This window comes from Kitasatospora sp. NPDC086009, from assembly GCF_044540385.1.
Lineage (GTDB): Bacteria > Actinomycetota > Actinomycetes > Streptomycetales > Streptomycetaceae > Kitasatospora.
This window is the reverse complement of record NZ_JBITSA010000010.1, coordinates 1-14254: the sequence shown is the minus strand read 5'-3', so window position 1 is coordinate 14254 and position 14254 is coordinate 1. Positions and strand designations below refer to the sequence as shown.

The window sequence follows — 14254 nt, the reverse complement described above, 5'->3', positions numbered from 1 at the left end:
ACGCGACCCAAAGTAGTCGCAGGGAATATGCGAGTCAAGAAGCTCTGCTACTCGCAGTCCTTCATCGAGTCGTGCGAGACTCAGCCGATACAGGAAGGGGAGTTCCATGGGATTCGGTCTTGTTGTCCGCTTCGTCGCTCGCGACGCGGCGGCGGCCCATGCCTTCGACGAGCTGGCGGGGGAGGCGCTCGAAGGGATTCGTTCCGAGGAGCCCGGCACCCTCGTCTACGTCAACCACGCGGTGCCGGAGGAACCACACGTTCGAGTCTTCTACGAGTTGTACGCCGACCGCGAAGCGTTCGAGGCGCATGAACGCCAACCGCACGTCCGCCGGTTCCTGGCAGAGCGTGGCCAGTACCTCGAATCGTTCGAGGTCACGTTCCTGGACGAGATCGCCGGCAAGGGCTCGTCCGGCGACCCGGCCGCCCGGTGAACCCTGAGGAGCGGCGGGCCTTCGGCGCCCGGGTCGCCCAGCTCCGCAAGAGTCGCGGACTGAAGCAGGAACAACTCGCCGCTGCCATCAGCCGAACCGCCAGCTGGGTGTCGCAGGTCGAGCGGGGTGTTCAGCCGGTAGTCCGCCTCGACGTACTCCAGTTGCTGGCGAACGGCCTCGGCGTGTCCGTGCAGACGCTGCGGCCCGAGGCACCCTCGCCCGCTGCACCCGCGCTCTCGACCGGGGACCGGTCCAACGACCTTGACCTGGTGCGGCTGTCACTCTCGGGTCATCCCGCTCTCGATCTGCTGCTCGGTGAGAGCGTCCTGCCGGAAGATCCCGACCTCGACGAGCTCACCGTCGTCGTTCAGGACCTCTGGGACTTGACGCACAGTGCGCGATTCGCCGAGTTGAGCACCGCCATCGCCGATGCCCTGCCACGACTGGAAAGGGCATCACGGACCGCGGCCCCGGCAGCACGCCCAGCGGTCCACATCCTCCTCAGCCAGGCCTACCAGGCTGTCGCAGCCGCGTTCGTCCGCCAGGACGAAGTCGATGCGGCATGGGTGGCAGCCGATCGAGCCGTCCAAGCGGCCGAGAAGTCCGGGCAGCCCCTGCACGTGTTCGCCGGCATCTATCGGCTGGCCCACGCGTTCGTCCGGCTACAGCGACTTGACCAGGCAGAACACGCAGCCGGAGGTGCGGTGGCCGCCCTGCGGTCATACGTCTCGACAACCGACCCGCCGCCGGAGGCGCTCTCCGTACTCGGCGCTCTCCACCTGGTTCTCGCGTTGGCCGCGGCTCGCGCCGGCCAACGCGACCGGTCACGGAACGAACTCGACAACGCCCGCGCGGTCGCGGCTCGACTCGGCGAGGACCGCAACGACTTCCATCTGGAGTTCGGCCCCACCAATGTCGAGATCCAGGCCGTCTCGACGGCCGTCGACCTCGGCGACGCGGGCGAGGCCCTGGACCTGGGCCACCGCATCGACGCCGGGCGACTCTCGCCCGAGCGGAGGTCCAGGCTCCTGATCGACCTCGGAAGGGCGCACGCGCAGAGGCGCCACCTCGGCGAGGCCCTCGACTGCCTGCTGCGTGCCGAGGAGCTGGCCCCGGAGAACGTCCGGGCCCACGTGGCGGCACGGGAGACCATCCGTGAACTCATCCTCGTCGCAGGCCGAAGCGCACCACCGGAGCTGGTGAAGCTCGCCAAACGCACGAACGCGGCGGGGTGACGGGATCACGGGCCATCGCGAACTGACCATCGAGGTCGAGGATCCGGTCCGGCGGCTGCCGGCGGACGCGCCCTCGACGGGTGATCCGAGTCGGCTGACCGTCGCCTCCCGCATCGCGGACGGCGCCCGCAGATGAACGGCCGACGGCCCCGGACCGCACGCGGTCCGGGGCCGTCGCACTACCGCCCGCGCCGGGTCAGGCCGCGGTGGCCGCCGCGAAGCGGGTGGAGACGTCCTGCCAGTTGACGACGTCCCAGAGCTTGGTGACGTAGTCCGGGCGGACGTTGCGGTACTGCAGGTAGTACGCGTGCTCCCAGGCGTCGAAGGCCAGCAGCGGGGTGGTGCCCTGGCCGACGTTGCCGTGGTGGTCGTAGACCTGCTCGACGATCAGGCGCTTGCCGAGCGGCTCCCAGGAGAGGATGCCCCAACCGGAGCCCTGGACGCCGGTGGTGGCGGTGGTGAGCTGCTTCTTGAACGCCTCGAAGCTGCCGAAGTGCTCGGTGATGGCGTCGGCCAGCGCGCCCTCGGGGCGGTCGCCGCCCTCCGGGGAGAGGTTCTCCCAGAACAGCGAGTGCAGCACGTGGCCGGAGAGGTGGAAGGCGAAGGTCTTCTGCAGGCCGACCAGACCGCCGAACTGCTCCTTGTCACGCGCCTCGGCGAGCTGCTCCAGGGTGTCGTTGGCGCCCTTGACGTACGCCGCGTGGTGCTTCGAGTGGTGCAGCTCCAGGATCTCTGCGGACATCGCCCGCTCCAGCGCGGAGTAGTCGTACGGCAGGTCGGGAAGCGAGTAGGTGCTCATCAGGAGACGGGCCCTTTCAGCGAGTTCAGCGGTGGTGATCGTGCCGGGACCACACTATTGCGTACGGGTTGCAGAAACGAAGGGTGGGCTCCTGCATATTCCCCGTGTCCCGTCATGCACAATGGACGCTCAGATGTAATGAGCGGCAAGGGTGAGTGACCATGACCGGATCGCCGGTGGTGCTGGGGATCGAGTCGTCCTGCGACGAGACCGGTGCCGGCCTCGTCCAGGACGGGCGACTGCTCGGTCAGGCGGTGGCGTCCAGCATGGACGAGCACGCCCGCTTCGGCGGCGTGGTGCCCGAGATCGCCGCCCGCGCGCACGTGCACGCGATGGCGCCGGTGGTCCGCGAGGCGCTCGACCGGGCCGGGCTCACCCTCGCCGACGTCGGCGCCGTCGCCGTGACGGCCGGCCCCGGGCTCTCCGGCGCGCTCCAGGTCGGCGTGGCCGCCGCCAAGGGGTACGCCTTCTCGCTCGGCGTCCCGCTCTACGGGGTCCACCACCTGGCCGGGCACGTCGCCGCCGCGACACTGGACGGCGGGCCGCTGCCGAACCCCTGTGTGGTGCTGATCGTCTCCGGCGGCCACACCTCCCTGCTGCTGGTCCGCGACCTCGCCCGGGACCGGATCGTCCACCTCGGCGACACGCTGGACGACGCGGCCGGCGAGTGCTTCGACAAGGTCGCCCGGATCCTCGGCCTGCCCTACCCCGGCGGCCCCGCCATCGACCGCGCCGCCCGCGACGGCGACCCGCGCGCCGTCCGGCTGCCGCGCCCGCTCACCGGGCCGCATGACGATCCGTACGCGTTCTCCTTCTCCGGCCTCAAGACCGCCGCCGCCCGCTGGGTCGAGGCGCGGCGCGCCACCGGCGGCGAGCCGAACGTCCCCGACGCGGCCGCCGCGCTCCAGGAGGCGATCGCCGACGTGCTGACCCGCAAGGCCGTCCGCGCCTGTACCGACCACGGCATCACCACCCTGGTGGTGGTCGGCGGCGTCGCGGCCAACTCCCGCGTCCGGGAGCTGGCCGAGCGGCGCTGCGCCTCGGCCGGGATCACCCTGCGGGTGCCGCCGCTGCGGCTGTGCACCGACAACGGCGCGATGGTCGCCGCCATCGGCGACCTGCTGGTGCGGGCGGGCGCCGAGCCGGCGCCGGCCGACCTCTCGATCGACCCGTCCGCCCCGCTGGAGTTCGCGGCGCTCACCCCGCTCGCCGCGCCCCGGGCCGCCTGACCCGCTCCCTCCGCGCCGACCCTGCCCCGACCGCCTCCTGACAACGTTTCGGTTGCAGCGGGGGGCAATCCGATCCGGGGTCTTCCCGCCGCCGTGCGACATGTGCCATTTTACATGTCACACATCGGCGGTCGCGTCCCCAACAACGCGGCCACGAACGGCCCCGGAGGCCCCCACAGATGCGTCCCTCCCGGATATCCAAGGCCACCCTGCGCAGAGTGCCCGCACTCGGCGCGGCCTTCTTCCTCGCGCTCGGCCTGTTCGCCCCCCAGAGCCACGCCGCCCCGGTCGGCCCGGCCGCGCCCGCCAAGGCCGCCACCGGAGCCACCCCGGCGTCCGCGCCGAAGGCGATCCCGGTGCCCAAGTCCCCCGACGCGAGCACCGGCGACCGCCCGCTCGCCGCCGAGAGCACCGGCCGGGCGAGCACCGCCCACCCGGCCACCGAGGCCGCGCCGGCCGCCGACAGCAAGGGCGGCAAGAGCGCCAAGCAGTTCTCCGCGGCTCCGGCGGCCGTCGACTGCAACCTCTCCGGCGTGCTCGGCGCCTCGGGCGGCGCACTGGTCCAGCAGCTCACCGCGCTCCCCGACGTGACCTGCACCTACCCGCTGTTCAACCTCACCGGGGCGGACGCGGGCAAGGTCTTCCGCGAGGCCCAGATGGTGACCGTCGCCGACGCGCTGCGCACCGCCTCGGCCGGCTACGCGGGCAACAACAGCGCCTCGATCGGCCAGCTGGTGATGTTCCTGCGGGCCGGCTACTACGTGCAGGAGAACAACGCCGCCTCCGTCGGCGGCTACGGCGCCCCGCTGCAGACCTCGATCCGCGGCGCGCTGGACGCCTTCTTCGCCGCCCCGCACAGCCAGGACGTCACCGAGGCCAACGGCGCCACCCTCAACGAGGCCGTCACGCTGATCGACAGCTCGCACGAGAACGGCCGGTACGCCGGCGTCGTCAAGCGGCTGCTCGCCGGCTACAACAGCACCTGGCCGGCCTCGATGGACCTCGCCGTGCAGCACGTCGAGTGGGTCATCGAGAGCGGCTTCGACCTGGAGCACGGCGACCGCGGCTTCGTCGCCGCCCTCCAGGCCGACCCGTCCATCGCCACCGCCTGGGCCGGCTTCGTCACCCGCAACGGCGCGATGCTCAACGGCGGCGACGTCGTCACCCGGATCGGCATGCAGCTCGGCAACCTGGTCGCCGTGGACGGCCTCCGGGCCCAGGGCCGCCCCCTGGTCAAGGACCTGATCAACCGCTACCCGCTGGTCGGCGCCACCGGCCCGCTCACCATGAACCTGGTCTGGTTCACCGAGAAGAAGGACGCCGGCAACTGCACCGTCTACGGCACCTGTGACCTGCCGAAGCGGCTCGTCCCGCTGGTGCTCACCGTCGACCACACCTGCAACGCCAACCTGCGCATCCGCGCCCAGGACATGACGGCCCAGCAGCTGGCCGACACCTGCACCAGCCTGGTCAACGAGGACGCCGCGTTCCACAAGGTCATCAAGGACAACGGCCCGATCCCCGGCGACCTGAACACCAGCCTGGAGGTCGTCGCCTTCGACGACTACTACAACTACTCGCTGTACGCCTGGCTCATGTACAACATCGCGGTCGACAACGGCGGCATGTACGAAGAGGGCAACCCGGCCGCGGCCGGCAACCAGGCCCGCTTCATCGCCCACGAGGCCGACTGGCTGCGCCCCGCCTTCCAGATCTGGAACCTCAACCACGAGTACACCCACTACCTCGACGGCCGCTACAACATGGCCGGTGACTTCGAGGCCGGGATGACCACCCCGACCATCTGGTGGGTCGAGGGCATCGCCGAGTACATCTCGTACAGCTACCGCGGCGAGCGCTACGCCGCCGCCATCACCGAGGCGGGCAAGGGCACCTACAAGCTGAGCACCCTCTTCGACACCACCTACGACAACGCCGACTCGACCCGGATCTACAACTGGGGCTACCTGGCCGTCCGGTACATGCTCCAGTCGCACCCGCAGGACGTCGACGCGCTGCTCGCCAGGTACCGGGTCGGCGACTGGGCCGGCGCCCGCACCCTGCTCACCTCCACCATCGGTACCCGGTACGACGCCGACTTCGCGAGCTGGCTGACCGCCTGCGCGGCCGACAACTGCGGCACCCTGCCCGCCGACCAGGCCCCGCTCTGCGGCGCCGCCGACACCCGCCAGTTCGACAAGAACTGCCGCCGGGACAACGTCGCCGCCGCCACCGGCAACTACAGCTACAGCTTCCTGTACCTGCCCGCCGGCGTGAAGCAGCTGACCGTCACCACCACCGGCGGCTCCGGCAACGCCGACCTGTACTACAACGGCGGCAGCTGGGCCACCACCGGCTCCTACCTGGCGAAGTCCGCCAACGCCGGGAACGGCGAGACGCTGACGATCACCAACCCGCCCGCCGGCTGGGTCTACTTCAGCCTCTACGCCCAGCAGGGCTTCAACGGCGCCACCGTCACCACCCGGTACCAGTAGGCACCGAGCAGTACCAGGAGGCACCACGCAGTACCGGTAGCACCACGCAGTAGGCACCGCTCGCACCCGGCACGGCCGGCGAAGGGCCCCGCTCCCGGCGGGGCCCTTCGCCACGTCCCGGCACCGGCCGTCAGGCTCCGGCCCCGGCCGGCCCGGCGGACCAGGCGACCAGCGGCGGCCGGACGGCGGCGCAGAGCGGGTGCCCCTTGACGTCGGTCAGCCCGAGCCGGGCCACCAGGGTGCCGCCGCGCACGGCCGCGTCGGCGGTGTCCGGATCGACCGCCGCCAGCATCAGCTTGGCCCGGCGGAACATCGTGAAGCCCTCCGGCCCGGCCGCGACCCCGTCCGTGCGGCCGCTCGCGATCCAGGAGAGGTAGACGAACCGCGCCCCCGGACCGCCCTGGACGTAGGGGCCGAGCAGGTCCACTCCCGACGGGAGCGGCTTCACGGTGCACTCCAGGGTCCAGGCCGCCCGGGCCGCGTCGCCCGGCTGCGGGTCGAGCAACTCGCCCGGCCGGCCGCGCCGTTGCACGGCGACATGGATGTCCTGGTAGCCCGGGAACCCCGGCGCCGCGGGGCAGCTGCGCCCCGGGAGGTCGGTGGCCTCGATCCTGATCCGCACGCTCGTGTTCGCCACGGGCACCATCCTCGCGCGCCGGACCGGCCCGGCGTCCGCACCGGGGCGGGGCCTGCGGGGACACCCGCATTCCTGTGGCAGGCCCGCCCGCCCGCCGTCAGGATGGGAGGCCAGGGAACACAGCCCCGACCCGATCGGACCGCGATGACCGACCAGCACAACGTCGTCCTGCTCACCTTCCCGGACCCGTCCGCCTGCCGGCCCGCGTTCGAGGAGGCCGAGCACCTGCCCGGACTCCGGCAGGCCGCCGTCCTGGAGCGCTCCGCCGACGGCCTGCTGGAGACCAAGGACGGCTACGCGCGCGGGGCCGGGGTGGCCACGGTGGGGTCGGGCGTGGTCGGCGGCCTGATCGGGCTGCTCGGCGGGCCGATCGGCTCGCTGCTCGGGTTCGCGGCCGGCGCGGCGCTCGGCAACGCCGCCGAGGAGGGCCGCGCCGCCACCGGCGGGGCCGGGCTGATCGTGCTCTCGCCGCGGGTGCCCGACGGAGCGGCGGTGCTGGTGCTGGACATCCGCGAGGCGTCCCCGGCCGCCGCCGACGAGTTCGCCGCCCGGCACGGGGCGACGGTCGAGCGGATCGACGCGGAGGACTTCGCCGGGCAGGTCCGCGCCGCCGAGGAGCGCGCCGAGACCCCGGCGGACGACGGGCCGGACGGCCCCGGCACGGACGGCGGGCCGGGCGCGGCGGACGGGCCGCAGCGGACGGACGGCGCCGGGGCCTGACGGCGGCCCGCGCTACGGCGCGGGGCGGACGATCCGCCGGACCAGCTCCGCCGTCCACTCCACGTACTCGATCTCGGCGCCGTCGGCGTGCCGGGCGTAGAGGAAGCGGCCGGTCGGCGCGGGCGTCTCGGGGGTGGTGATCACCGCCCCGGCGGCCTGCAGGGTGGCCCGGAGCTCGTCCAGGTCGGTGACCACGACGGTCGCGGTGGCGTGCGCGTACCGGGCGCGCTCCCCGGCCGTACCGGCGATCACCAGGAAGTCCCCGACGGCCGCCAACTCGACGGCCTCGAAGCCCAGTCGCAGGTCGGGCTCGGCGCCGGTGAGCGTCCGCAGCAGCGGCAGGGCCTCGTCGAGGCTGTCCACCCAGAGGCGGGCGTAGGTCTTCAGGATGGCCATGGGTGCTCCGAATCGTCCGGACCGCGGCGGCACTCGCCGCCGATCGCCCGCTCACCCTAGGCACGGGAGGCGCGGGTGGAGAAGAACGCACTTTCCGGTGACCGGGGCACCTTCCGGTGACCGACCCCCCGTCACGGACCGGCCGGGCGCGGGACCACGGCCGCCGGGTGCGGCGGCTCGGTCGTGCGGTGGCTCAGTCGTGCTGCCCTCAGTCGTGCGGTGGCTCAGTCGTGCTGCCCTCAGTCGTGCGGTGGCTCGGTCGTGCTGCCCTTAGTCGTGCGGTGGCTCGGTCGTGCTGCCCTCAGTCGTGCGGCGGCTCAGTCGTGCGGCGGCAGCCCGCTGATCTGGTGGTCGGCGACGTTGAGCGCCTCGTTGACCAGCCGGCGCAGATGCCCGTGCCGCAGGGCGTAGACCACCCGCCGCCCGTCCTTGCGGGTGGTGACCAGGCCCGCCAGCCGGAGCTTGCCCAGGTGCTGGCTGACCGACGGCCGCGCCGCGCCGCACGCCTCGGTCAGCGTGGTCACGTCGGCCTCGCCCTCGCCCAGGCGCTGCAGCAGCGCGAGCCGGGTGCGGTCGGCGAGCAGCGCGAGGACGGCGGCGGCGGTCTCCAGCCGCTCGTCGCCGGGCGGGCGCTTCGCGTCGTCCGGCCGCGGCCCGCCGACCGGCTGTTGCGACCGATGTGCACCTGACAGCCGCACGCTCCCGCTCATGGCCACATCGTAGAGCGCTCACCCGTTCGCGCGCGGCGCGGGACGACGGCACGGGCGGCCGTGCGGACGGCGGCGCCCTCGGGGCCGCCGGCGGGCTCACCGCTCCCGCAGGTCCACCACCCGGCGGATCTTCCCCACCGAACGCTCCAGGGTGTACGGCTCCACCACGTCGACCTCCACGGTGACGCCGACGCCGTCCTTCACGCCCCGGGCGATCGCCGCGGCGGCGGCCTCGCGCTGCTCGGGCGCGGCGTCCGGGCGGGCCTCGACCCGGACCGCCATCCGGTCCAGCCGGCCCTGCCGGGTGAGCCGGAGCTGGAAGTGCGGCGCCACGGCGGGGGTGCGCAGCAGGATCTCCTCGATCTGGGTCGGGAAGACGTTCACCCCGCGCAGGATGATCATGTCGTCGCAGCGGCCGGTGACCTTCGCCATCCGCCGGAAGGCGGGCCGGGCCGTCCCCGGCAGCAGCCGGGTGAGGTCGCCGGTGCGGTACCGGACGACCGGCAGCGCCTCCTTGGTCAGCGAGGTGAACACGATCTCGCCGCTCTCGCCGTCGGGCAGCACCCGGTCGGTGAGCGGGTCGACCACCTCCGGGTAGAAGTGGTCCTCCCAGATGTGCAGCCCGTCCTTGGTCTCCACGCACTCCTGGGCGATGCCCGGGCCCATCACCTCGGAGAGGCCGTAGATGTCGACGGCGTGGATGTCCATCCGCTCCTCGATCTCGTGGCGCATCGCCTCCGTCCACGGCTCGGCGCCGAAGATGCCGACCCGCAGCGAGGTGCTCCGCGGATCGACGCCCTGCTTCTCGAACTCGTCGAGCAGGGTGAGCAGGTAGGAGGGGGTGACCATGATGATCTCGGGCCGGAAGTCCTGGATGATCTGCACCTGCCGGGCCGTCATCCCGCCCGAGGCGGGGATCACCGTGCAGCCCGCCCGCTCGGCGCCGTAGTGGGCGCCGAGACCGCCCGTGAACAGCCCGTACCCGTAGGCGACGTGCACCTTGTGGCCGCGCCGGCCGCCGGCCGCCCGGATGGAGCGGGCCACCACGTCGGCCCAGACCGAGAGGTCGTGCTCGGTGTACCCGACCACGGTGGGCCGGCCGGTGGTGCCGCTGGACGCGTGGATCCGGCGGACCTCCTCCACCGGGACGGCGAACATCCCGAAGGGATAGCTCTCCCGCAGGTCGGCCTTGGTGGTGAAGGGGAACCGGGCGAGGTCACCGAGCGTGCGGCAGTCCTCGGGGGCCACCCCGGCCGCGTCGAACTTGCGCCGGTACAGCTCGACGTGGTCGTACGCGTGGCGCAGGGTGGCCCGCAGGTGCCGCAGCTGGTGCTCGGTCAGCTCCCCGGCGGTCATCCGCTCCCCGGCGTCGAGCAGCTCGGCCGGGAGCGGCTCCCCCCGGCGCCCGCCCGGCGGGTTCGGGCCGGTCGTTCCTGCGCTCATCGCGTCTCCTCCGCCGTCTCCGCCCCAGCTCAGCCACCGACCGATCATTCGGTCAGCGTTCGACGGGCCAAGTAATCCAGCACCCGAACCGGCTGTCAAGGGACGCGGCCCCGGGCGGCCGGCGATCGCTCACCAGGTGCGGGCGGCCGCCAGCAGGTGGTCCCGGACCCGGGCCACCCGGCCGTCCGGGTCGGCGCCGGGGCGTTCCACGAGGTAACCGGTGTTGATCGGCGGCTCCTCCGGGTCGTCCAGCAGCACCAGCCGGCCGTCGGCCAGCCGGTCCGCGCAGAGGTAGCGCGGGACGACCGCGAAGCCCGCGCCGGCGGCCACCGCGGCGACCACCCCGCGCAGGTCGGGCACGGTCAGGGCGGCCCGGCAGGCGAGCCGGCGGCCGAACACGTGGCGCCAGTAGCGGCGGACGATCGGCAGGTCCTCGGCGTAGGCGATCAGCGGTACCCCGTGCAGGGCGGCCGGGCCCTCGGCCGCGAGCCGCCCGCCCAGGCGCTCGGCCCAGACCGGCGCGGCGACCAGGACGAACTCCTCGTCGCCCATCGGCACGGCCGACAGGGCGCGCCCGCGCGGTCTGCTCGTCGCGATGACCAGGTCGTGGCGGCCCGCGCGCAGCTCCTCCAGCAGCGGCTCGGTCAGGCCCGCGGTCACCCGCAGCCGCACGCCCCCGGCGACCAGCGGGGCGAGCGCGGGCAGGACGAGGGTGCCGAGCAGTTCGGCGGGCCCGGCCAGGTGGACCGGCTCGCCCTCGGCCTCGGGGCGCGCGCCAGGGCCGGTGGCGGCGGCGAGCGCGTCCAGCGGACCGGCGATCCGGGCGGCGAGTTCGTCGGCGACCGGCGTCGGGGCCACCCCGCGCGGCAGCCGCTCGAACAGCTCGCGCCCGCCCTGGCGCTCCAGCGCCCGGATCTGGGTGGTCACCGTGGGCTGGGAGAGGCCCAGCACCTGGGCGGCGGCCGTGAACGACCCGGCCCGGTGGACGGCCAGGAAGGTGCGCAGCAGGTTGAGGTCGGCGGGCCCGGCCGGCAGCGGTGACGGCACCGGTGGCACGGCGGACTCCTCGGCGTCGGGGCGGTTCACCCGGCAAGCCTATTCCCCGGCACCCATTGGAATGCCTATGGCAGCCATCGGATCAGCCATTGGTGACACCCGGGAGACCCGGCCTATCGTCAGGTTCATCGCCGAACTGACGGTCCGGACCGGAAACGCCAGTGCATCCAGGGCGTCAGACCGTACACCGGGCCCGACGGCCCCTCCCGCAGAGAAGAGCCCCCAGCATGTCGAAGATCCTCTTCGTCCTCACCGGCGCCACCTACTGGACGCTGGCCGACGGCACCCAGCACCCCACCGGCTTCTGGGCCGACGAGGCCGTCGCCCCGTACGAGGCGTTCCGGGCCGCGGGCCACACGGTCACCGTCGCCACCCCGGGCGGGGTGATCCCGACCGTCGACTCGGGCAGCCTGGCCCCCGAGTTCAACGGCGGCGAGGAGGGCGCCGCGAAGGTCGCGGCCGCGCTGGACACCTTCGTGGAACTGCGCCACCCCGTGCGGCTGGAGGACGTGGACCTCGCCGACTACGACGCCGTCTTCTACCCGGGCGGCCACGGCCCGATGGAGGACCTCGCCGTCGACCCCGTCTCCGGCCGGCTGCTGGTCGCCGCCCTGGCGTCCGGCAAGCCGCTCGGCGTGGTCTGCCACGGACCGGCCGCGCTGCTGGCCGCCGGGCTGCCGGACGGCTCCAACGCCTTCGCCGGCTACCGGCTGACCGGCTTCACCAATGCCGAGGAGACCCAGGCCGGCCTGGCCGACAACGCGAAGTGGCTGCTCCAGGACCGCCTGGTCGCGGCGGGCGTGGACTTCCAGGAGGGCGAGCCGTGGGCCCCGAAGGTGGTCGTCGACCGCAACCTGGTCACCGGCCAGAACCCGGCCTCCGCCGCCCCGCTCGCCGTCGAACTGCTGAAGAAGCTGGCCTGACGGCCGTGGCCGCCGACCGGCTGGACGAAGTCCTCGACGCCGCCTACGCCTGCCTCACCGGTTCGGCGTGCGGCGCACCACGATGGACGACATCGCCGGTGCCATGGGCGTGTCCCGATCGGCGGTCTACCAGTACGTCCGGGGCAAGGACGACGCCTTCCGCCGGCTCGCCGAGCGCCTGCACCGGCAGGCGCTCGCGCGGGCCCGGCGGGCCGCCGCCGCGCCGGATGCCCCCACGCCGAGCGCGTCCGCGGCGTGCTCGCTGCCAAGCTCGACCTCGCCCTGACCCTCGCCGGGGACTCCCCGCACACCGCCGAACTCCTCGACGGCGGGGCCAGGTTGTTCGCCCCGCCTGTACCGCCTTCGGAGCCGAGCTGCACGGCCTGCTCACCGGGCTGTTCACCGAGTCGTTCGCCGAGTCGTTCGCCGAGGCCGGGCCGGCCGCCGACGCCGCCGCGCCCGCCGGTCCGGGCCGGTCCGCGCGGTGGGGCCGGCCGAGGCCGCCGAGATCGGCCTCGCCCTGGTGCGCGGCCCGGAGTCCGCGCCGAACGCCCGGCACCTCCTCGGCCCGGGCTCAGGCGGCCGGGGCGCTCAGGCGACGACCGGGGGGCCGAACTCGCGGACGGCGTCGGCCACGATGGCGTCGAGCGTCGCGTGGTGGGCGCCCCGCCAGTAGGCCTGCCCGCAGTCGGTGCACTGCGCGAACGCGTCGTACGACCGCTCGGTGCCGTCCCGGAGCTGGTCCTGCACCGAGGTCTTGGCGACGGTGCGCAGCGTCCCGTTGCAGGTGGTGCACCTGCTCCAGGGGGCGAGCGGGGGCGCGAAGCGCGAGAGCACGTCCCGCAGCTGGTCGGCGGGCCGGTGGCTGTAGACGTAGGCGCCCGCCCAGAGTTCGCGGCGGCGCAGCAGGCCGCGGTCGCGCGAGAGCATCACCCGCTGTTCGGCGGCCGAGCGGGCCGCCAGCGCGGCGTCGCCGATGTCCGGGTTCTCGTAGGCGGCGTCGACGCCCAGCAGCCGCAGCCGGCGCGCGAGCGTCCCGAGGTGGACGTCGAGCAGGAACCGGGGCGGCTCGGCCGATGCCTGCGGCCTCCGGACGGCCCGCACCGACACCAGCTCGCCGTCCCCGGGGATGTGCGCGGCGGCCACCGGCCGCCCGTCCACGAGCAGTTCGCCGACCTCGGTGAGCGGGACGCCGAGTGACTCCACCACGTGTCCGAGCGTCGCGGCCCCGTCGGTCCGCAGCGCGGACCGCTCCGCCCGCCGCCCGGCGGGGAGGAAGACGTGCAGGTCGGGGGCGAAGCTCAGCCAGATCTCCGGTCTCTCCACCCGGCCAGCATGCCAGCGGGCGGGCGGTGGCGGCCAGCACTTTTCGACGGCCGCGGCGGGGCCGCCGCGCCGCCGTCCCCGGCCCGCTCCGAGGATGCCCGGCCGCTCCCCCCGTCGGGGGGGTGGGGAGCGGCCGGGCGGTCCGGGCGGGCGTCAGCGGAAGGTCCGGAGCCGGAGGCTGTTGCCCACCACGAAGACGGAGGAGAAGGCCATGGTGGCGCCGGCGATCATGGGGTTCAGGAGGCCGGTGGCGGCGAGGGGGAGGGCGGCGAGGTTGTAGCCGAAGGCCCAGGCGAGGTTGCCCTTGATGGTGGTGAGGGTGGTGCGGGCGAGGCGGATGGCGTCGGGGGCGGCGGTGAGGTCGCCGCTGACGAGGGTGAGGTCGGCGGCCTGGATGGCGGCGTCGGTGCCGGTGCCGAGGGCGAGGCCGAGGTCGGCGGTGGCGAGGGCGGCGGCGTCGTTGACGCCGTCGCCGATCATGGCGACGGTGTGGCCCTGGTGTTGGAGGGCGCGGATGGCGTCGGCCTTGTCCTGGGGGAGGACTTCGGCGATGACGTCGGTGGGGTCGATGCCGATCTCGGTGGCGACGGTGTGGGCGGCGGTGGTGTTGTCGCCGGTGAGGAGGATGGGGCGTAGGCCGAGGGCGCGGAGTCGGGTGATGGCGTGGGCGCTGGTGGGTTTGACGGCGTCGGCGATTTCGAGGACGGCGCGGGGGGTGTTGTCCCAGGTGATGGTGACGGTGGTGCGTCCGGCGGTCTCGGCGGCGGTTCGGGCGGCGGCGAGGGTGGGGGGCAGGGGGTGGTGGTCGGGGTGGGTGTGGCGGCCGGCGGTGACGTGGTGGCCTTCGACGGT

General features: G+C 73.8%; 15 protein-coding genes. 7 read left to right on the top strand and 8 right to left on the bottom strand.

Features of this window, described 5'->3' with window-relative positions; genetic code table 11:
• Positions 1-106 precede the first annotated feature (106 nt).
• Positions 107-433 (top strand): putative quinol monooxygenase, encoded by a 327-nt coding sequence (locus ACIF6L_RS23180; RefSeq protein ID WP_396486717.1) that lies wholly within the window; start codon positions 107-109, stop codon positions 431-433.
• The gene (locus ACIF6L_RS23175; protein ID WP_396486718.1) at positions 430-1668 is read left to right on the top strand and encodes a helix-turn-helix domain-containing protein; all 1239 of its coding nucleotides are present in this window, start codon (positions 430-432) and stop codon (positions 1666-1668) included. Before ACIF6L_RS23180 ends, ACIF6L_RS23175 begins: the two co-directional genes overlap by 4 nt.
• A 196-nt stretch (positions 1669-1864) precedes the next feature.
• Here ACIF6L_RS23175 and ACIF6L_RS23170 read toward each other — a convergent pair whose 3' ends face one another.
• A complete protein-coding gene (locus ACIF6L_RS23170) occupies positions 1865-2467 on the bottom strand; it encodes a superoxide dismutase (RefSeq protein ID WP_396486719.1) in 603 nt (200 codons plus the stop codon).
• A 161-nt stretch (positions 2468-2628) separates the two neighbouring features.
• On the opposite strand from ACIF6L_RS23170, the gene tsaD reads away from it, so the two are divergent.
• Entirely contained in the window at positions 2629-3696 is a 1068-nt protein-coding gene (gene tsaD, locus ACIF6L_RS23165; RefSeq protein ID WP_396486720.1) for a tRNA (adenosine(37)-N6)-threonylcarbamoyltransferase complex transferase subunit TsaD, read from the top strand.
• A gap of 179 nt (positions 3697-3875) precedes the next feature.
• Complete coding sequence (locus ACIF6L_RS23160) at positions 3876-6191, top strand: collagenase (protein WP_396486721.1); 2316 nt, start codon at positions 3876-3878, stop codon at positions 6189-6191.
• Between the two features lie 130 nt (positions 6192-6321).
• On the opposite strand, the gene ACIF6L_RS23155 is transcribed toward ACIF6L_RS23160, so the two are convergent.
• A complete protein-coding gene (locus ACIF6L_RS23155) occupies positions 6322-6828 on the bottom strand; it encodes a DUF5990 family protein (RefSeq protein WP_396486722.1) in 507 nt (168 codons plus the stop codon).
• 144 nt (positions 6829-6972) lie between these two features.
• On the opposite strand from ACIF6L_RS23155, the gene ACIF6L_RS23150 reads away from it, so the two are divergent.
• Positions 6973-7548, top strand: coding sequence for a histidine kinase (locus ACIF6L_RS23150; RefSeq protein WP_396486723.1), 576 nt, complete (start codon positions 6973-6975; stop codon positions 7546-7548).
• 12 nt (positions 7549-7560) lie between these two features.
• On the opposite strand, the gene ACIF6L_RS23145 is transcribed toward ACIF6L_RS23150, so the two are convergent.
• From ACIF6L_RS23145 to ACIF6L_RS23130, 4 genes are all read right to left on the bottom strand, one after another.
• The gene (locus tag ACIF6L_RS23145; RefSeq protein ID WP_396486724.1) at positions 7561-7944 is read right to left on the bottom strand and encodes a VOC family protein; all 384 of its coding nucleotides are present in this window, start codon (positions 7942-7944) and stop codon (positions 7561-7563) included.
• Positions 7945-8261: 317 nt separating this feature from the next.
• Positions 8262-8654 (bottom strand): metalloregulator ArsR/SmtB family transcription factor, encoded by a 393-nt coding sequence (locus tag ACIF6L_RS23140; RefSeq protein WP_352297958.1) that lies wholly within the window; start codon positions 8652-8654, stop codon positions 8262-8264.
• 96 nt (positions 8655-8750) lie between these two features.
• The gene (gene paaK, locus ACIF6L_RS23135; RefSeq protein WP_396486725.1) at positions 8751-10097 is read right to left on the bottom strand and encodes a phenylacetate--CoA ligase PaaK; all 1347 of its coding nucleotides are present in this window, start codon (positions 10095-10097) and stop codon (positions 8751-8753) included.
• A gap of 129 nt (positions 10098-10226) precedes the next feature.
• A complete protein-coding gene (locus tag ACIF6L_RS23130; protein ID WP_396486755.1) occupies positions 10227-11132 on the bottom strand; it encodes a LysR family transcriptional regulator in 906 nt (301 codons plus the stop codon).
• A 248-nt stretch (positions 11133-11380) separates the two neighbouring features.
• Between ACIF6L_RS23130 and ACIF6L_RS23125 the strand changes: the two genes are divergently transcribed.
• Together ACIF6L_RS23125 and ACIF6L_RS23120 are read left to right on the top strand one after the other, a co-directional pair.
• Positions 11381-12076, top strand: coding sequence for a type 1 glutamine amidotransferase domain-containing protein (locus ACIF6L_RS23125; RefSeq protein ID WP_396486726.1), 696 nt, complete (start codon positions 11381-11383; stop codon positions 12074-12076).
• A 67-nt stretch (positions 12077-12143) separates the two neighbouring features.
• On the top strand, positions 12144-12362 hold the full coding sequence (locus ACIF6L_RS23120) for a TetR/AcrR family transcriptional regulator (RefSeq protein WP_396486727.1): 219 nt from the start codon (positions 12144-12146) through the stop codon (positions 12360-12362).
• A 305-nt stretch (positions 12363-12667) separates the two neighbouring features.
• Here the strand turns inward: ACIF6L_RS23120 and ACIF6L_RS23115 are convergent, their stop codons facing one another.
• Together ACIF6L_RS23115 and ACIF6L_RS23110 are read right to left on the bottom strand one after the other, a co-directional pair.
• The gene (locus tag ACIF6L_RS23115; RefSeq protein WP_359808149.1) at positions 12668-13402 is read right to left on the bottom strand and encodes a Mut7-C RNAse domain-containing protein; all 735 of its coding nucleotides are present in this window, start codon (positions 13400-13402) and stop codon (positions 12668-12670) included.
• A 153-nt stretch (positions 13403-13555) separates the two neighbouring features.
• A partial coding sequence (locus ACIF6L_RS23110; protein WP_396486728.1) for an HAD-IC family P-type ATPase occupies positions 13556-14254 on the bottom strand: 699 nt, incomplete at its 5' end.